18 protein-coding genes and 1 tRNA gene are annotated in these 18,133 nt (G+C 57.3%); 15 read left to right on the top strand and 4 right to left on the bottom strand.

Annotated features, from left to right (window positions below; genetic code table 11):
• Positions 1-191: 191 nt before the first annotated feature.
• The 14 genes from BQ4888_RS17420 to dnaB all read left to right on the top strand — a co-directional run bounded on the left by BQ4888_RS17420 (position 192) and on the right by dnaB (position 12,279).
• Positions 192-971, top strand: coding sequence for a cytochrome c3 family protein (locus BQ4888_RS17420; protein ID WP_140396673.1), 780 nt, complete (start codon positions 192-194; stop codon positions 969-971).
• Positions 972-1,081: 110 nt separating this feature from the next.
• A complete protein-coding gene (locus BQ4888_RS14540; RefSeq protein ID WP_140396672.1) occupies positions 1,082-2,023 on the top strand; it encodes a cytochrome C in 942 nt (313 codons plus the stop codon).
• Between the two features lie 143 nt (positions 2,024-2,166).
• The gene (gene ispE, locus BQ4888_RS14535; RefSeq protein WP_092057995.1) at positions 2,167-3,006 is read left to right on the top strand and encodes a 4-(cytidine 5'-diphospho)-2-C-methyl-D-erythritol kinase; all 840 of its coding nucleotides are present in this window, start codon (positions 2,167-2,169) and stop codon (positions 3,004-3,006) included.
• Positions 3,007-3,023: 17 nt separating this feature from the next.
• Positions 3,024-3,098 (top strand) — tRNA-Gln (locus tag BQ4888_RS14530).
• Between the two features lie 100 nt (positions 3,099-3,198).
• Positions 3,199-4,143 (top strand): ribose-phosphate pyrophosphokinase, encoded by a 945-nt coding sequence (locus tag BQ4888_RS14525; RefSeq protein ID WP_092057994.1) that lies wholly within the window; start codon positions 3,199-3,201, stop codon positions 4,141-4,143.
• Positions 4,144-4,199: 56 nt separating this feature from the next.
• The gene (locus BQ4888_RS14520; protein WP_092057993.1) at positions 4,200-4,805 is read left to right on the top strand and encodes a 50S ribosomal protein L25/general stress protein Ctc; all 606 of its coding nucleotides are present in this window, start codon (positions 4,200-4,202) and stop codon (positions 4,803-4,805) included.
• Between the two features lie 14 nt (positions 4,806-4,819).
• Positions 4,820-5,395 carry an aminoacyl-tRNA hydrolase gene (gene pth / locus BQ4888_RS14515; protein ID WP_240746357.1) on the top strand — a complete coding sequence of 192 codons (576 nt, stop codon included), beginning with the start codon at positions 4,820-4,822 and terminating at the stop codon, positions 5,393-5,395.
• 35 nt (positions 5,396-5,430) lie between these two features.
• On the top strand, positions 5,431-7,440 hold the full coding sequence (locus tag BQ4888_RS14510; protein ID WP_092058030.1) for a sodium-translocating pyrophosphatase: 2,010 nt from the start codon (positions 5,431-5,433) through the stop codon (positions 7,438-7,440).
• A gap of 78 nt (positions 7,441-7,518) precedes the next feature.
• Positions 7,519-8,613 (top strand): redox-regulated ATPase YchF, encoded by a 1,095-nt coding sequence (gene ychF, locus BQ4888_RS14505; protein ID WP_092057991.1) that lies wholly within the window; start codon positions 7,519-7,521, stop codon positions 8,611-8,613.
• Between the two features lie 130 nt (positions 8,614-8,743).
• Positions 8,744-9,109, top strand: coding sequence for a 30S ribosomal protein S6 (rpsF, locus tag BQ4888_RS14500; protein ID WP_092057990.1), 366 nt, complete (start codon positions 8,744-8,746; stop codon positions 9,107-9,109).
• Positions 9,110-9,139: 30 nt separating this feature from the next.
• Positions 9,140-9,409 carry a 30S ribosomal protein S18 gene (gene rpsR / locus BQ4888_RS14495; protein WP_092057989.1) on the top strand — a complete coding sequence of 90 codons (270 nt, stop codon included), beginning with the start codon at positions 9,140-9,142 and terminating at the stop codon, positions 9,407-9,409.
• 15 nt (positions 9,410-9,424) lie between these two features.
• Positions 9,425-10,372: a DUF2232 domain-containing protein gene (locus tag BQ4888_RS14490; protein WP_140396671.1), complete on the top strand. Its 948-nt coding sequence runs from the start codon at positions 9,425-9,427 to the stop codon at positions 10,370-10,372.
• Positions 10,373-10,398: 26 nt separating this feature from the next.
• On the top strand, positions 10,399-10,845 hold the full coding sequence (rplI, locus tag BQ4888_RS14485) for a 50S ribosomal protein L9 (protein WP_092057987.1): 447 nt from the start codon (positions 10,399-10,401) through the stop codon (positions 10,843-10,845).
• A 63-nt stretch (positions 10,846-10,908) separates the two neighbouring features.
• Positions 10,909-12,279, top strand: a complete 1,371-nt coding sequence (dnaB, locus tag BQ4888_RS14480) for a replicative DNA helicase (protein WP_092057986.1) — start codon at positions 10,909-10,911, stop codon at positions 12,277-12,279.
• A gap of 55 nt (positions 12,280-12,334) precedes the next feature.
• On the opposite strand, the gene ntrC is transcribed toward dnaB, so the two are convergent.
• The 3 genes from ntrC to dusB are packed head-to-tail and all read right to left on the bottom strand — an operon-like array spanning position 12,335 to position 15,876.
• On the bottom strand, positions 12,335-13,753 hold the full coding sequence (ntrC, locus tag BQ4888_RS14475) for a nitrogen regulation protein NR(I) (protein ID WP_092057985.1): 1,419 nt from the start codon (positions 13,751-13,753) through the stop codon (positions 12,335-12,337).
• A gap of 24 nt (positions 13,754-13,777) precedes the next feature.
• Positions 13,778-14,899, bottom strand: a complete 1,122-nt coding sequence (locus BQ4888_RS14470) for a two-component system sensor histidine kinase NtrB (protein ID WP_092057984.1) — start codon at positions 14,897-14,899, stop codon at positions 13,778-13,780.
• Positions 14,896-15,876 carry a tRNA dihydrouridine synthase DusB gene (gene dusB / locus BQ4888_RS14465; protein ID WP_092057983.1) on the bottom strand — a complete coding sequence of 327 codons (981 nt, stop codon included), beginning with the start codon at positions 15,874-15,876 and terminating at the stop codon, positions 14,896-14,898. The genes BQ4888_RS14470 and dusB overlap by 4 nt, the downstream gene beginning before the upstream one ends.
• A gap of 333 nt (positions 15,877-16,209) precedes the next feature.
• Here dusB and BQ4888_RS14460 point away from each other — a divergent pair, with 333 nt between their 5' ends.
• Positions 16,210-17,535, top strand: a complete 1,326-nt coding sequence (locus BQ4888_RS14460) for a citrate (Si)-synthase (protein WP_092057982.1) — start codon at positions 16,210-16,212, stop codon at positions 17,533-17,535.
• Between the two features lie 122 nt (positions 17,536-17,657).
• Here the strand turns inward: BQ4888_RS14460 and BQ4888_RS17415 are convergent, their stop codons facing one another.
• A complete protein-coding gene (locus BQ4888_RS17415; protein ID WP_140396670.1) occupies positions 17,658-18,086 on the bottom strand; it encodes a hypothetical protein in 429 nt (142 codons plus the stop codon).
• Positions 18,087-18,133 lie beyond the last annotated feature (47 nt).

Here is an 18,133-nt window from a genome sequence, read left to right as displayed (position 1 = left end):
GTTTCGGGGGACGATTTACCGGTGGACAGTCCGGCCCTTTTTTGCTAGTATCGGCTCGCTCTAATGTGTCGATATTGGTTGGAATGTTGCCGAGACAAAACATTTTTCCAGGCGAGAGCCCGATCGACATGCGTCTTTTTCGGGCCGGTAGCCTGGGACTTTATCTAGGGAGTTGTTGAAAGGGAGGTACGATGAAGAAGGGTTTGGGTTGTAAACTACTGGTCCTTTGTGGACTGTCTCTGCTGCTTTTTGCGGGGAATGCGTTGGCGCAGGATTCCACTCTGTCCAGCAGTGACTGCGTTAAGTGTCACGACAAGGAGCCGGCCGATATCGCCGCCGCCGGGGCCAAGCATCAGACGGCCGTTTCCTGTCAGGATTGCCACATCGGTCATCCGCCGCAGGTTGCGGATAATGTTCCTGAGTGCAGTATGTGCCATGAAGGCAAGCCCCATTACGAGCTGCCCGAGTGCATGGGCTGCCATAACCCGCACCGGCCTCTGGAAATCGCTTTGACCGGGGATATGACCGCGCCCTGTCTCTCCTGCCACGATTCCCAAAAGGCGCAGTTGGATGCCAATCCGAGCAAGCATACGCTGCTTGCCTGCAGCTTCTGTCATGCCGACCAGCATGGTGTGATTCCTGAGTGCGTGAAGTGTCATGAACCCCACTCGGCACAGCAGACTCAGGCCGACTGCGGTATCTGCCATAAGGCGCATATGCCGGCGACCGTGACTTATGGCGCGGAAACGGCCAACGCCCACTGCGCCGCCTGCCATCAGACCGCCAATCAACTGCTGATGGCCAGCCCCTACAAACACAAGGATGTTGCCTGTGTGACCTGCCACACCGAACAGCATAAAATGGTGCCTGCGTGTACCGACTGCCACGGTACTCCCCATGCGGGCGGTATCCATGAGAAGTTCCCCAATTGCGGCGATTGCCACAGCATCGCCCATGATCTGAATAAGTAAATCGTGTCAGGATCGAACAGCCACCCGCATACGCCGGTGGCTGTTCGATTATTTTCTATGTGGGCGCCTTTGGCGCACTTCAAATGTCGCGAAGCGAAAGAGAGGTTTCCATGGAGAGAGAGAAGAAAAAGGGTTGCAGAGTCATAACGCTCTTGGCGGTTATGGCTGTGGTAATGTTGTCGATTTCCTGCGTCAAACCCGTTGCCGAGTCCCAGGCGGCACCGGCGCCCGCGACCGAGGCGACGCCCGTTCCCGCTGTCGCGCCTGCGCCCGCACCTCCCGCGCCTGCCGCAAGTGCTCCTTCGGTGAGCAACCCCTATGCCGCTCCTGTCGAAAAGATGACCACGGCTCAGTGCGGGTCCTGCCACACCTCCTACTTCCAGGCGCTCAAGAACGAGGGCGGTCGTCATCAGTTTGACTGTGTCAACTGTCACGTCGTTTACCATGCCTATAATCCCAATCGCAACAATTGGGCTGACATTATGCCCAAGTGCGAAAGCTGTCACACGCTGCCCCATGGCCCCACGCAGACCGAATGTCTTTCCTGTCACAGCAATCCCCATAAGCCGGTGGGTGTGCCCCTCTCCGACCGTCTGACCCAGAACTGTGCTTCTTGTCACGCCGGTCCGGCTGCCGAGCTCCAGCAGTTCCCGAGCAAGCACACCATGGTCGCTTGTGTCGATTGCCACAGCGAGCGCCACGGCAATATTCCGTCGTGCTTTGTTTGTCACGAGGGGCACTATCCCGAGCAGCCTCTGGAAAGCTGTCTGCCCTGTCATCCGGTACATAAGCCCCGGCAGATTGTCTTCACCGAGAACACCGAGCTGAAAACCTGTTCCGGTTGTCATTCCAGCGTCTATGGTGTCTGGTCCGGCAGCCAGAGCAAGCATGCTCAGGTTTCGTGTGTGGCCTGCCATGAACAGCATGCGCTGATTCCCCAGTGCAGCCAGTGCCATGGCGAGATGCCGCATAACGCCGCGCTGCATACCAAGTTCCCCGATTGTCTGACCTGTCACCTGGATCCCCACGATCCGCCGGTCAAGACCCAGTAGTAAGGGTTGATGAACGAAAGGCTTCGGCCTAGAGTTGTTGCACACGAAAAAGGACCGCACTTCGCGGTCCTTTTTCGTTTTTCGCCATTGACAGCGCGAGGTGGATTTTTTAAGGTACCGCACTTCCCGAAGGAGGGTTTCTGGTGGAAAAGGTGTGGTCGGCTCCCGCTAAAATCAATCTCTGCTTGCATGTTCTGGGCAAACGTGCGGACGGCTATCACGAACTGTGCATGCTGATGCAGCGGATTTCGCTTTATGACCGGATCCGTATCGTCTTGACTCGCGAACCGGGGGTGCGGGTTTTCTGCCCGCGACTTTCGTTGACCGCCGGCGAAGAGAACATTGCCGCCAGGGCTGCCCGAAAAATCCTGGAGATTGCGAGGTGCACCGACGGAGTCGAAATCCATATCGACAAGGAGATTCCGATAGCGGCGGGTCTCGGCGGAGGCTCCTCTGATGCCGCCACCGTCCTTGTGGCTATGAACGAATTGTTGGACACCGGGCTTTCCAGGGAAGAATTGATGGATCTTGGCCTGCAACTTGGAGCGGATGTCCCCTTTTTTGTTTTCGAGTCGACCGCCTGGGCCACTGGTATCGGGGAGAAGCTGGAGAAAACCTCGATATTTCAGGATGTCTGGTATCTGCTGGTGAACCCGGGTTTCAGTGTTTCAACGGCGCAGGTTTATGGAAAATTACAGTTGACATCCGCTAGGGATGTGGCTAGACTGCCGAGGTTTTCCGGAACGCTGGAAGACATGATCGGCGGATTACACAACGATCTTGAGCAGGTAACCCTGAGAGATTATCCCGTTGTCGCCAAGATTCGGCGGCGGATGCTCGACCTCGGGGCCGAAGGGGCGCTCATGTCGGGTAGCGGTCCTACGGTCTTCGGAGTGTTTCGGGAGCGGGAGGTTGCGCGGCAGGCCGCTCGGGCCTTTGAATCAGAGTCCGGGTGGAAGGTATTTGTCGTACAGCCCATCTGATGGACAGAACAATTTGTTGGGGCGTCGCCAAGCGGTAAGGCACCGGATTTTGATTCCGGCATTCCCAGGTTCGAATCCTGGCGCCCCAGCCACGTTCTTCCGGTTTGATGAAGATAACGACTTCATTGGGGTTTTGCCTAGGTCATGGTTCGCCATGGCCTACAGTTTTTTTTTGGACGTAAGAGAGGTCACATGGTGGATAAATTAAAAATTTTTTCCGGCACCTCCAATCTGTCTCTGTCTCGGGAAATTTGCGGTCACCTTGCGGTTCCTTTGGGAAGTGCCAATGTGAAAAATTTTTCCGACGGCGAGATCATGGTGGAGATCGGCGAAAATGTTCGCGGTCGGGATGTCTATGTGATTCAGTCGACCTGTGCGCCCTCCAATAACAATCTCATGGAACTGCTCGTCATGACGGACGCCTTGAAACGGGCTTCGGCGGCGAGCATTACCGCAGTGATCCCTTATTTTGGCTATGCCCGGCAGGACCGCAAGGTGGCACCGCGTACGCCGATTACCAGTAAGTTGGTGGCGGATCTGATTTCCGTGGCCGGGATGGATCGTCTGGTGACGATGGATCTTCACGCCGGGCAGATTCAAGGCTTTTTCAATATTCCCGTCGATCATCTCTATGCGGCGCCAGTTCTTCTTGATGATCTCAACGCGCGTTTTCCCGATCAACGTTTGGTCGTCGTCTCTCCCGATGCCGGTGGTACGGAGCGGGCTCGCGCCTTCGCCAAGCGACTCGATGCCGGGCTGGCGATTATCGACAAACGTCGGAGCGGACCGAATGTTTCTGAAGTAATGAATATTATCGGTGATGTTTCCGGGGAAACCTGCGTAATCGTTGATGACATGATCGATACGGCCGGTACGCTCTGTCAGGCCGCCCAGGCACTGAAAGATAAAGGGGCACACAAGGTTTATGCCTGTGCCAGCCATCCGGTTCTTTCCGGTCCCGCCCTGGATCGTATTAACGAGAGCTGCCTGGAGGAAGTGGTTGTGACCAATACCGTTCCCCTGGGGGAGAAGCCTAAGCTCTGCGGTAAGCTGCGGGTGCTTTCTGTCGCGGGCTTGCTGGCTGAGGCCATTCGTCGGATTCATGGTGACGAATCGGTCAGCTCTCTCTTTGTCTGAAAAATTCGAAGTTTTAGATAGACGTTCGCTCATCACCTAAGTGGAGGATACAAGATATGGCTACTGCAGAACTCAAAGTTACCCAGCGTGATCGATCCGGTAAGGGCGTTGCCCGCTCCCTGCGCCGTCAAGGCATGATCCCCGCCGTTGTTTATGGCCGCGGCCTGACCCCCGCGACGGTCGCGGTGACTCCCAAGGAGTTGAAAACGGCGATCTCCACTGAGGCCGGCTGGAATACCCTGATTACCCTACAAGGGGAGACGGAGTATGCCGGTAAAGTGGTTATCCTCAAGGACCTTCAGGTTGACCCCATCCGTCGCGATTATATGCATGCGGATTTTCAGGTCATCGATATGACGCACGTCGTGAATGTTATGGTTCCGGTGCACACGCTCGGCAAGTCCGCAGGCGAGAAGGTCGGCGGCACCCTTCAGGTCATTCGTAAGGAACTGGAAGTATCCTGCCTCCCTAATGCGATCCCCGGCGCCATCGAAGTGGACGTAACGGCCCTGGAAATCGGCGACGTCCTTCACATCGACGACTTGACCCTGCCGGCGGGTGTGGAGGTTCCCCATGAGGTGAACTTCACCGTAATTACCTGCGTCGGCCATAAGGCCGAAGAGTCCGAAGGGACATCTACCGAAGAGACGGAAGAAGAGTAAGGTAGCAGCTGCTCTTGAAGCTTATTGTGGGGCTGGGAAATCCCGGCGAACAGTATGCCGAGACCCGGCACAATATTGGGTTTATGGTGGTTCGACGCCTCTCCGAAGTTTTTGGTGTTCCCTTGAAAAAGAAGGGGCATCAGGGTCTCTACGGGATGGGTCGAGTGGCCGGCGAAGAGGCGACCTTGTTGCTTCCGCAAACGTTCATGAATCTCAGCGGGGCGAGCGTAGCCTCGGCAGCCAAGTCTCTGACGGTTCTTCCCAAGGATCTGATCGTGGTTCATGACGATATCGATCAACCTTTTGGCGCTCTGCGGATTCGTCTGGGTGGCGGGCACGGCGGCCACAATGGGATACGCCACATCTGTCAGGTTCTCGGTCAGTCAGATTTTATCCGCATTAAATTCGGCGTCGGCAGGCCGCAACCTGGCGGCGACGTGGCGCGTTATGTATTGAGTAGCTTTGCAACAGCAGAACGTAAAACCCTGGACCCCCTGATTGATGATGCCGTCCGTGCCGTTGAAGCGGTTGTGATGAGGGGGCCGCAACTGGCTATGAATGAGTTCAACCGACGAGAAATCGGTCCTTAATAACTAGACAGAGAGAGAGGGTACGACAAATGCAAATGCTTGTTCCGATTCTGGGTCTGGTCGGGTTCGCCATCGCGCTCCTGATCTATCAACAGGTGAAATCTCAGCCTGTTGGCAATGATAGGATGCGGGAGATTTCCGAGGCCATTCATGACGGTGCCATGGCATTTCTGGCCCGTGAATACAAGGTTCTCGGTATTTTTATCGGCATCGTCTTTCTGCTTATCGCCATCAGTATGGGCTTTTGGACGGCTCTTTGTTTTGTCGGTGGCGCCGCCTGTTCCATGACCTGCGGCTTCATCGGGATGAAGGCGGCAACCCGTGCCAACGTTCGCACCTCCGAGGCGGCTCGCGCCCAAGGTCAAGCCGCGGCTCTGCAAGTTTCCTTCAATGGCGGGGCCGTTATGGGTCTCGCGGTTGCTTCTCTCGGCCTGGTCGGCGTCGGTATTGCCTTTATCAATTTCGGCGGTGATCCTACCACTGTTCAATACATCAACGGCTTCGCCATGGGCGCATCGTCGATCGCCCTCTTTGCCCGGGTCGGTGGGGGTATCTACACCAAGGCCGCCGACGTCGGTTCCGACCTTGTCGGTAAGGTTGAGGCCGGGATTCCCGAGGACGATCCGCGCAACCCCGGGGTTATCGCCGACAACGTCGGCGACTGTGTCGGTGATACCGCCGGTATGGGGGCCGATATTTTCGAATCCTACGTCGGTGCCATCATCGCCACCATCGCCATCGCCGCTGCCGCCAGCCCGGAACTGCTGGCCAAGATCGGCTCCGGAACACCTGAGCAAACGATGGCCAGTGCTCTCTTCATGCCCCTGGGTCTGTCGATGATCGGTCTGGTCTTTTCGGTTATCGGCATCTGGTCGATGAAGAAATTCAGCGGCAAGGATCCGGCCAAGGCTCTCCATTACACCACTTTCGTGGCCGCCGGACTCTTCCTGCTCTTCGCTTTCTTCGTCGTTATGTTCTCCAGCCTCAAGTTTGGCGTCTTCCTGGCCATTCTCATCGGCACCCTGGCGGGGATCGCCATCGGCCAGATCACGGAGTACTATACTGCGAAAGCTCCGGTGACCCGTATTGCCGAAGCGAGCAAGACCGGTCCCGCCACCAACATCATTCACGGCCTCGCCGTCGGACTGGAAAGTACCGTCGCTCCGGTCGTTATGATCGCACTTGCGATTCTTATCGCCAACGCCTGTGCCGGCCTTTATGGTATCGGTATTGCGGCGGTCGGCATGCTGGCGACGGTTGGCGTTACCATGACCGTTGACGCCTACGGTCCCATCGCCGATAACGCCGGCGGCATTTCGGAAATGGCCGCCCTCGGTCCCGAAGTTCGTAAAATCACCGACGGCCTCGACGCCATCGGCAATACCACCGCCGCTATCGGCAAGGGCTTTGCCATCGGTTCCGCGGCTTTGACCGCCCTTGCGCTCTTTGCCGCTTACGCCTCCACCGTTAAACTTCAAGCCATCAACCTGATTGAACCCCGGGTCGTGGTCGGGCTTTTTATCGGCGGCACCCTGCCTTTCTTTATCGGGGCCTTGACCATGACCAGCGTTGGTCGCGCCGCCGGTAAGATGGTCGACGAGATTCGTCGTCAATTCCGGGAAATTCCGGGCCTGCTCGCCGGCGAGGAAGGGGTCAAGCCCGATTCACAGAAATGCATCGATATTTCGGCTAAGGCTGCTCTCAAGGAAATGGTCTTGCCTGGGGTGGTCGCAGTCGTCGCTCCGGTCTTCATGGGTCTGGTTTTCGGTAAGGAAGCCCTGGGGGGCATGCTCGCCGGCGCTACCCTTTCCGGCGTTCTGCTGGCGCTGATGATGTCCAACGGTGGCGGCGCCTGGGACAATGCCAAAAAGTACATCGAGAAGGGGGAACTGGAAGGGGAGAAGAAAGGCGGCGAAGCGCACAAAGCCGCGGTTGTCGGCGATACGGTCGGCGACCCCTTCAAGGATACTTCCGGTCCCTCCATGAACATTTTGATCAAGTTGATGAGCGTTGTTTCCCTGGTTATCGCGCCGCTGCTGGTGTGATCCTGTAACGACATCGAATGACCTGGATAGCCGGGGCTTTAGCTCCGGCTATCCTTATTTCCGGAGATTGATTAACCCATGGGTTTTAAATGTGGCATTGTCGGATTGCCCAATGTCGGCAAATCGACGATTTTTAATGCGATTACCGCTGCTGGCGCTGAGTCGGCCAACTACCCTTTCTGCACGATCGAGCCGAATGTCGGTGTGGTTGGGGTGCCCGATCCCCGGCTGAACATGCTGGCGGAAATCGTCCGTCCCAAGGCGATTTTGCCGACCACCATCGAGTTTGTCGATATTGCCGGTCTGGTCAAGGGGGCGAGCCGCGGCGAGGGGCTGGGCAACCAGTTTCTCGGGCATATCCGGCAGGTCGATGCTATTGCTCATATTGTCCGCTGTTTCGACGATGACAATGTGGTCCATGTCGACGGTTCCATCGACCCGATGCGGGACGTTGAGGTCATCCAGACCGAACTTAATCTGGCCGATCTCGATACCGTGCAGAAACGGATGACGCGTATCGAGAAACAGGCCAAGAGCGGCGACAAGAAGAGCCAATCCGAGCTCTCGGTCTTGCAGGCGGTTCAGCAATGCCTCGATCAAGGGCGGCCGGCACGGGCGACGGAGTTGACCGATGAAGAGCGTCTGGTCCTGCGGGATTTGCATCTGATTACCGCCAAGCCTCTGCTCTATGTTGCCAACGTCGCGGAGGATGATCTGGATGGTCGCCACCCCTATGTCGCCAGTCTGCGCGAGTTTGCTGCCGCCGAGGGAGCCGAAATGGTCACCATTTGCGGCAAGATCGAAGCGGAGATCGCCGAACTGGACGATGAGGGTAAGGCCGAATTCCTTCAGGAGTTGGGTCTTGACCAGTCGGGTCTCGACCGTGTGATTCAAGCTGGGTACCGGTTACTGGGGCTGCTCACCTACTTCACCGCCGGGGTTAAGGAGGTGCGCGCCTGGACGGTTGAGCGCGGCGCCAAAGCCCCTGCTGCTGCCGGGGTGATCCATACCGACTTCGAAAAGGGCTTCATCCGCGCCGAGGTCATTGCCTTTGACGATTTCATCCGCTGTGGCGGTGAAGCCGGGGCCAAGGAGAAGGGTCTGATGCGCCTGGAAGGGAAGGAATATGTTGTTACGGATGGCGATATCATGCACTTCCGTTTCAACGTCTGACAGGGAAAATCTGCTGGCATTTACCAGCAGATTGTGTTATTAAATCAAGTTCAATTTTTTGCCGGCGCCGAGCGCCTGCTCCTTGCTCCGGGGTGGTCCGGGGCTAATAACCCATGAGGAGGTTCCATCAATGCGTACCTACGAAACTATCTACATCGTTCATCCCGAGATTGTCGGCGATGGCTACCAGGCTATCGTCGAAAAATTCAAGGGGATCCTGGAGGGTCTCAAGGCCAATGTCCTGAAGGTCGATGAATGGGGGACTCGCAAACTCGCCTATCCGGTCAAAAAACAAGGGCGCGGCACTTATGTCCTGATGGCGTATGAAGCGGCTGCCGATGTCATTGCCGAGCTTGAGCGCCGTATGCGGATCAACGAGAACGTCATTAAGTTCCAGACGGTTCTTCTCGAGAACGGCTATCAGGAGACTGTCCCTGCTGCCGGTGAGACCGAAGGCGCCGAGGATGTTGAGGAAGAAGTCGAGGACAACGAGTAATCCATTCCCGCTTAAAAGGAGATTGTAGATATGAGCTATCCCAACAAACCGTCTCGTCCGGCTGCGCCCCGTCGCCGTTTCACCCGTCGTAAAGGCTGCCGCTTCTGTGGCGATAAAACCCTGAAGATCGATTACAAAGAGATCCGGACCCTGCGCTATTTCGTCTCCGAGCGGGGCAAGATTGTTCCCCGTCGTATCTCCGGGAATTGCGCTATCCATCAGCGCAAGGTGACCGAAGCGATCAAGCGCGCCCGTAACATCGCGCTGCTGCCCTTCACTTCGGCCCACAACGTCGATTAGTCAGGGGACGAACCGGTGCGCTTTACCCCTGGGACTCCCGGACCGGCGGCTCTGTACCAGTTACTCGGAGCTGCCGCAACCCTGGGCCTGCTTTGGGCCGCAGGAGTCCTCGGCCCAGCCGGCATGGTGCTGGCAATGCTCAGTCCGTTGCCTGCTGGCTACGTGCAGATGCGCCGTGGTCTGGCGTCTGGCCTAGGCGTTGTCTTTCTTGTTTCCGGAACTTTGTGGTTGATCGATGGCCCCGGCGGCGGACTCCTTTACCTGTTGCAATTCGGCCTGGCTTCTCTGATCCTCCCCCGTTTCCTGTTGCGAGGTCAGCCCTGGGATCGAGCGATCGGGGCAACCGCCCTGATCGGAACGCTGCTCTCGGTATCATTACTCTTCGCTTACGCTCAGTATAGTGATCAAGCCACAACAGAGGTGGTTTCCGGCTACATCCAGGGCGAGTTGGCCAAGGTTGACGAATTTTATCAGCAAGCGGAACTGACTCCGACCCAGGCGGAGGAGCTCAAGGCGCTGACCGCCGGCACCGCCGACTATCTCCTTGCGGCCTATCCCGCGTTGATCATGGTCGCTAACAGTGCCTTGTTGTTGCTGGTGGTCATTCTCCTGGCGCGATTATCCCAGGGTCATTATCGGATTCCCGGCCCTCCCCTCTATCTCTGGAAGGCTCCGGAAGTCCTGATCTGGGGGGTTATCCTTGGGGGATTTGGGGTTTTCTTCGCGACCGGTTTGGCTCAACAGCTCTCTGTCAACCTTCTGACCCTGCTTTTGCCGGTCTATTTTCTGCAGGGCATGGCGGTGGTGGCGCATTTTTTCCAGCGTCGCGGCACCGCGCCTTTCCTGCGGGTGATGGGGTATATGATGCTGGTTATCGTCAATCCCCTGCCGGCTGTCGTCACCGGTATCGGCATCTTTGATTTGTGGCTGGATTTTCGTAACCCTAAAGAAAAAAAGACCTAGATCTTTAATAGAGGAGATCACGATTCATGAATATCATTCTTACCGAAAATGTGGAAAAACTTGGCACGATCGGCCAGATGGTCAATGTCAAGCCCGGTTATGCGCGCAATTTTTTGATTCCCGGCGGAATGGCCGTGGAAGCCAATCCGCGGAACGTCAAGGAACTCGAACATCGCAAGCGTCAGCTGGAGCGCAAGCTTCAGAAACTGACTCAGGGCGCCGAACTGCTCAAAAAGCAGATTGAGGCTCTGACCTGTTCCTTCGCCCATCGCGCGGGTGAGGACGGCAAGCTCTTCGGTTCGGTTACTTCCATGGAAATCGGCGCTAAGCTGGTCGAAGCCGGGATTGAGGTCGATCGTAAGAAGATCGTTCTCGACGAGCCGATCAAGGCGCTCGGCGATTATCAGGTTCCGGTGAAATTGCCGGCCGGAGTCGTTGCCTCGATCAAGGTCATCGTTACTGCCGCAGAATAAAACCGAAGACGAAGCGGAGCCGGTTACCGGCTCCGCTTCGTCCATCCGGAGTTACACCCTCCCATGGTAGAACTGCCTGCTCATCGCCTTCCTCCACAGAGTCTGGAAGGGGAGATGTCCGTGCTCGGCGGCGTCCTCCTGGAAAATGAAGCCCTCAACAAGGCGCTGGAAATCCTCCGCCCCGAGGACTTCTATCGTGAAGCCCACCGCAAAATCTTCTCCGCCCTGATCGATCTCAGTGACAAAGGGGAACCTGCCGACCTCGTGACCCTGACCGCTGCCCTCCAGTTGAAGGGTGATCTTGAGGCGGTCGGCGGTAGTGCCTACCTGGCGACCCTCGTCGATTACGTCCCCACCGCCGCGAACATCGTCTACTACTGCCGCATGGTCAAGGACAAGGCGGTGTCGCGCCGGTTGATCCAAGTCGCTACCGAGATCGCCACCCGCGGCTACGAGGGGGGGGATGTTGAAGCGGATCTCGACTGGGCCGAAAAATCCATCTTCGAAATCGCCGGTTCCAAGGCCAAGCCTTCCTATTTCTCGACCCGGGAAATCATGAAGGATACCTTCAAAACCATCGAAAAACTCTATGACCGCAAAGAACTGATCACCGGGGTTCCCACCGGTTTCAGCGATCTTGACCTGATGACGGCGGGCTTGCAGGGTGGGGATCTGGTCATCATCGCCGCCCGCCCCTCCATGGGCAAGACCGCCTTTTGTCTCAATATCGTCGAGCATGCCGCCTTGCACGCCGCCAAGCCGGTGCCCAGTATCGTCTTCTCCCTGGAGATGGGGAAGGAACAGTTGGTGCAGCGTTTACTCTGTTCCGTTTCCCGGGTCGACGCCAGCCGTCTGCGTACCGGCCACCTTGGTGAATCGGATTGGCCCAAACTGACCAATGGGGCCGGGCTGCTCAGTGAGGCGCCGATCTTCATCGACGACACCCCGAGTATCTCGGTCCTCGAATTGCGGGCCAAGGCCCGCCGCCTCAAAGCGGAACATGACTTGGGTCTGGTCGTCGTTGACTATTTGCAGCTGATGCAAGGACGCAACGCCGAGAGCCGACAGCAGGAGATTTCCGAAATTTCCCGCTCCCTCAAGGCTCTGGCCAAGGAACTCCACGTGCCGGTCGTTGCTCTTTCCCAGCTTAACCGCTCCCTCGAAAGCCGCACCGATAAGCGTCCGATGATGGCCGACCTGCGGGAGTCCGGGGCGATTGAGCAGGACGCCGACGTGATCATGTTCATCTATCGTGACGCCGTCTACTGCGAGGCATGCAAACGTCGGGACAATTCCTGCGACAAGGGGCACGACAAAGACGCTGAGGTCATTATCGGCAAACAGCGTAACGGTCCCATCGGCAGCGTGCATCTCACCTTTCGCGGGGAGTTCACCCGGTTTGAAAACCAGAGTAAACGGGAAGGCGGTTACTGAGTCCCCCGTGCAATTCCTCGTAAAAAAGCCCCGGAGTTTATTCTCCGGGGCTTTTTTAGTCTTTTTTCAGGTCGATCCCCAAGGTCTGGATTTTTTTTCGCAGGGTATTGCGATTGATACCAAGGATTTCGGCGGCTTTGACCTGATTTCCCCTCGTTTTGTCGAGAACGATGTTGATCAGAGGCCGTTCCATCTGATGTAGGACCATATCATAGAGGTTGTCCAGTTCCTGGACATTCATCTGCATCAGTGAGCAGTTCAGTTTGCGGGCGATCAACGCTTCGAGGGATTCGTCCTGGTCGCCTCCGCAGGCTGTTGCCAGAAAGGGGAAATCGTCCAGGGTCAGTTGGGGGTTGGGGGAGAGAAGAGCGGCGCGCTGAATGGCGTTTTCCAGTTCCCGCACGTTTCCGGGCCAGGAATAGTGTTGTAGCCCGGCCAGGGCTTCGGCGCTGCAGGCCCGCGCCGCGAGGTTCTGTTTGGCCTGTAATTGGCGCAGGAAAAAATCGACCAGCAGGGGGATGTCCTCGGCTCGCTCGCGCAGGGCGGGGAGGCTGATGGGAATGACATTCAGGCGGTAGTAAAGGTCTTCGCGAAAACCCTTGGCGCGCACCTGTTCCTGAAGATCCTGGTTGGTGGCGGCGATGATCCGCACATCGACGGAGATATTGGTGACCCCCCCGGTACGGGTGATCTCCTTTTCTTGTAGCACCCGTAAGAGCTTGGCCTGTAATTCCAGGGGCATGTCGCCGATTTCGTCGAGAAAAAGGCTGCCGCCGTGGGCCTGCTCGAATTTGCCGATCTTGCGCTCGTTGGCGCCGGTAAAGGCCCCCTTTTCAAAGCCGAAAAGCTCGCTTTCCAGGAGTTCGCGCGGAATGGCAGCGCAGTTGAGGGCGAGAAAGGGCTTGTTGAGCCGGGCGCTGTTCCCGTGGATAGCCCGGGCCACCAACTCCTTACCGGTTCCCGATTCCCCGGTAATGAGTACGGTGACGTCGGAGGCGGCGACCTTGCCGAGAACCTTGTAGACTTCTTGCATCGGCCGACTGCGCCCGATCAGGGTACGGTCGAGGGGCTGGGGAGGCGGTTCCGTCTTACTCGGGGGTTCCATTTCCGTGGCCTGATTGGCGCGCAGGATGATGGCGTCGAGGGCCTCCAAGTCGAAAGGTTTGGTCAGATAGTCGTAGGCTCCCCGCTTCATCGCTTCGACGGCGTTCGCCATGGTCGATTCGGCGGTCATGACCACAATAGGAAGAGCCGGACGTTCCTGGTGGATACGGCTGAGCAGGTCAAGCCCCGAAAGTCCCGGCATTTTGATGTCGAGGACTGCCAGGTCAAAGGGTTTTTCCTGAAGCAAGGTCAGGGCCTGATCGCCACTGGTTGCCAACTCGACCTGGTAACCGAGTTTGCCCAAAGACTTGGCGAGAACCCAGCGAATGCTCTCCTCGTCATCGGCAACCAGGATTCTATGGATGGACATGTTGGACCTCCGTGGATAATTGACCTATCCGGCCTGTCCGGAATCCGGAGGCGGAATTAATGGCAGGGAGACGGAAAAGAGGGTTCCGGAGCCGGGCTCACTGACGGCCTTGAGCATGCCGTCATGCTGGCGTACAATTTTCTGACAAAGGGGCAAACCCAACCCGCTTCCGAAGTGTTTGGTGGTGTAGAAGGGGGTGAAGATGCGCTCCAGATCTTCCCGGTCGATCCCCCTGCCGTTGTCGCGAATCTCTACGGTGACGAAGGGGGCAGGGCGTCCAGTCGGGAGATTGAGATGATAGTCGGCGACGATCTTGCTGGCGATCCGCACAACCCCCCCGTCGGCGATGGCTTCAGCGGCATTTTTGACCAGATTCAGAAAGAGTTGGGTCAAAAGGTCTTCATCGCCGCGGAATTCGGGAATGCTCGGGTCCAGATCGAACAGAAAGTCGATCTCTTTTCCTGGATGAGCGTTCTTCTGCAGCAGCAGAATATCCCCGAGAATCTTGCCGAGGTTGACCCCCACCCAGTGCGGCTGGCGGGTTCGGGTAAGGTCGAGCAAGCCCTCGATGATGGTGTTGATTCGCTCGGTTTCGCGGATCATCACCGCCGTGTATTCCCGTAAGGGGCTCTTGCCGGGTAGCTCCAGATCGAGAAGTTGTGCCGCGCCCTTGATGCCGCCAAGGGGATTTTTGATCTCGTGGGCCAGGCCGGCGGCCAGGGTGCCGAGTTGTGAGAGTCGGTCCGATTGGCGTACGGCCTCTTCCAGATCACGCATCCGGGAAAGATCGCGCAGGGTCAGGACCACACCGTCGGGGGCCCCTGCCTCGGTCAAAAGGGGGGAGACACTGACGCTTACCGGTAGCGGTGGGGAAAAGGGGCGATAGAGGTAAATTTCCTCATGGTCAGAAACGGAGCGCCCCGCCGTCAAAGCCGTCGACACCAGGTAGCGCAGGCTCTGTTGCCCTTTGAAAAGATGGTCGAACGTTTTGCCCAGTGCCTGGCGTTCGGATAGGCCGGTCATGGCTTGAGCTGCCGGGTTGAAGAGGGAGATAATCCCATCGGCGCTCAGGGCAATCACGGCCCGGTCGATATTTTCAAGAATCTGAATATAGAGGTTGCTGTTGCTTTCCGTTGTCTGCTTCATCCTTCGATCCGTGACTGGGCGGCGAGAAAAAAATTCCTCATGATGTCTTCCATCTCGCCCATGGTTCGCGCATGATTGATGGCGGCGCGAAAGGTCGCTGCCTCGGCGAGGCCCCGGGAATACCAGCACAGATGTTTGCGCATGTCGAGAAGCGTTTTTCGGGGGCCAAAGCTTTCGAAATGCAGGTGCAAGTGCTGGAACGCGACCGCCATGCGCTCGGTCGGGGAGGGCGGCGGTGGCGGCGCTGGTCGCCCGTCGAGACGGGTTTTGATGTCGCGGATCAGCCAGGGATTGCCGTAGCCCCCCCGGCCAATCATGACGCCGTCGCATCCGGTTTGCTGCAACATCCGTACGGCATCCTCGGCGGTGAAAATGTCGCCGCTGCCGATGACCGGGATTTTGACGGCCGCCTTGAGTTTGCGCAGATGCTCCCAGTCGGAATGCCCGGAAAAACCCTGGCAGCGGGTGCGGGGATGCAGGGTGACGGCATCCGCCCCCTCGGTTTCGGCGATGTGCGCCGTTTCCAGATAATTGACAGAATCCAGGGCCCAACCGGAGCGGATCTTGACCGTCAGAGGCAGGTGGGTCGCACGGCGGACCGCGGCGACGATGGCAGCGATTTGAGTGGGGTTCCGCAGCAGCGCACTGCCGGCACCGGAGCGGACCACTTTTTTCACCGGACACCCCAGGTTGATATCGATCAGGTCGGCGTCCCCCTCGGCCAAGGTGGCAGCCCGGGCCAGCACGAGAGGGTCTTCGCCAAAGAGTTGAATGCCCAGGGGGCGTTCGTCGGGGCTGGAGATGAGCAGTTCCCGGGTCTGCTTACCGCCGCGACAGAGGCCGTTAGCGCTGATCATTTCACTGAAAACCAAACCAGCGCCAAAGCTTTTCATGATGCGCCGATAGGGCAGGTTGCTGATCCCGGCCATAGGCGCCAGCCAGATATTATTTGCGAGAGATAATTTGTGAATAATCATGGGAAAGGTATCTTCTGTGCATAAATTTTGTGCATTCTATCATGCAGTCAAGGGAAAGCCAAAGCGAAAATACCATTCAAGAAAGCGTCCCGGATGTATACCGTATACAAAATAGTGCTTGACAATAGCGAGCTCAGTTGCTAGAACTTACCATGCGTAAATGAGATTGAGCCAAGATTGGCCCGGCTTTCTTGGCTGCCCCGATCCTTTCGCCACGGTTATGCGCCGTGTGTACGCCTCCGGGATGCGATTCAAATTTGGTTTTGTTGGAAAGGGCAGTTTGGCCTGGTGGGTTTTGCCCATCGTATTTATTTCACCAAAGGAGAGAGAAGCATGGCGACACTCAAGGAAGTATTGGCTCAGAAGATCGCAGACCATCGCCCCCGCACCACCAAGCTTGTCAAGGAATTCGGCAAGGTTGTCATCGACCAGGTGACGATTGACCAGTGCATCGGCGGCGCCCGTGACGTCCGTTGTCTGGTAACCGACATCTCCTATCTCGATCCCCAGGAAGGCATCCGTTTCCGCGGCAAAACCATCCCCGAGACCTTCGAAGCCCTGCCCAAGGCCAAAGGCTCCAAGTACCCCACCGTCGAGTCCTTCTGGTACTTCCTGCTGACCGGCGACGTGCCGACCCAGGCTCAGGTTGACGCCGTCGTCGCCGAGTGGAAGACTCGCCAGATCGTTCCTTCCTACGTATGGGACGCCATTCGCGCCCTGCCCCGCGACAGCCATCCGATGGTCATGCTCTCCGTCGGTATCCTGGCTCTGCAGAAGGATTCCAAGTTCGCCGCTTTCTATAACTCGGGCAAATTCAACAAGATGACCGCCTGGGAATCCGTCTACGAAGACGCCAGCGATCTCTGCGCCCGTATTCCGATCATCGCCGCCTTCATCTACAACCTGAAGTATCGCAGCGACTTCCAGACCGCCATCGATCCGAATCTGGACATGGGCGCCAACTTCGCCCATATGATCGGCCAGTGCGAAGAGTACAAAGACGTTGCCCGTATGTACTTCATTCTCCACTCCGACCATGAGTCCGGCAACGTTTCCGCTCACACCACCCACCTGGTCCACTCGGCGCTGTCCGACCCGTACTATGCTTATTCGGCCGGTCTCAACGGTCTTGCCGGTCCGCTGCACGGCCTGGCCAACCAGGAAGTTCTCGACTGGACCCTCAAGTTCCAGGAGAAATACTGCAAAGACGTCGAGCCCACCAAGGAACTCGTTACCAAGGCTCTGTGGGATACCCTCAACGCCGGTCAGGTTGTTCCGGGCTACGGCCACGCCGTTCTGCGCAAGACCGACCCGCGCTACATGTCCCAGCGTGAGTTCTGCCTCAACACCCCGGGCCTGAAGGACGACAAACTCTTCAAGCTGGTTGCCATGATCTTCGAAACCGCTCCTGGCGTTCTCACCGAGCACGGCAAAGCCAAGAATCCCTGGCCGAACGTCGACGCTCAGTCCGGTGTTATCCAGTGGTACTACGGTCTGCGTGAGTGGGACTTCTACACCGTTCTCTTCGGTGTGGGCCGCGCCCTCGGTTGCATGGCCAACATCACTTGGGACCGTGGTCTCGGTTACGCTATCGAGCGTCCGAAGTCCGTCACCACCGCGATGCTCGAGAAGTGGGCTGCTGAAGGTGGCCGCAAGTAAGATGGCTTGTTGATCGCAAAGATCAACGGTTGAATAAAAAAAGCGACCCTGGCAACAGGGTCGCTTTTTTTATGGGGTTGCATTGGAACCGGCGCCGTAGCCTCTTTGTCAGGTCTTGTGGGTCAATTTATTGATTTCTTGACCTTTTGCAGCAGTTCCTGCCAGGGACGCCAATTCTCCCGGGCGGTTCCGGAACCGTACTCCGGCGGCAGGCTGCAGTGGATCATGTCGTCCAACAGGGTTTCCAGATCCGGGATCAATGCCAAGCACTGGCAGGGACGTTTCTCTGGGGGGAAGGAACAGCCTTCTGGGCCCATTTCAGCGCAGCCTTGCTCCGTCGCCTGCGGAGCGGGGATAAGGATGCCGCCTACGTCCCGTAATGCAAGATGGTTTTCGGTGAGAACCTTGACCAGTTCTTGGATTTTAGGGACTTGGCCAGAAGTAAAAATCAAGAAGAAACGTTGTGGGTCGCTCCAGACTCCGGGATGCCCCTGACAACAGCGACCTTGGCATTGACGGCAGAGGATTTCATCAATATTCGCATCATTCATTGTTCGCACTCGAATAGCATGTTCAGCTGGTCCTTTTGTCAGGTTGG

Source organism: Desulfuromonas acetexigens (assembly GCF_900111775.1).
GTDB lineage: Bacteria > Desulfobacterota > Desulfuromonadia > Desulfuromonadales > Trichloromonadaceae > Trichloromonas > Trichloromonas acetexigens.
This window is presented reverse-complemented; position numbering and strand designations above follow the sequence as displayed.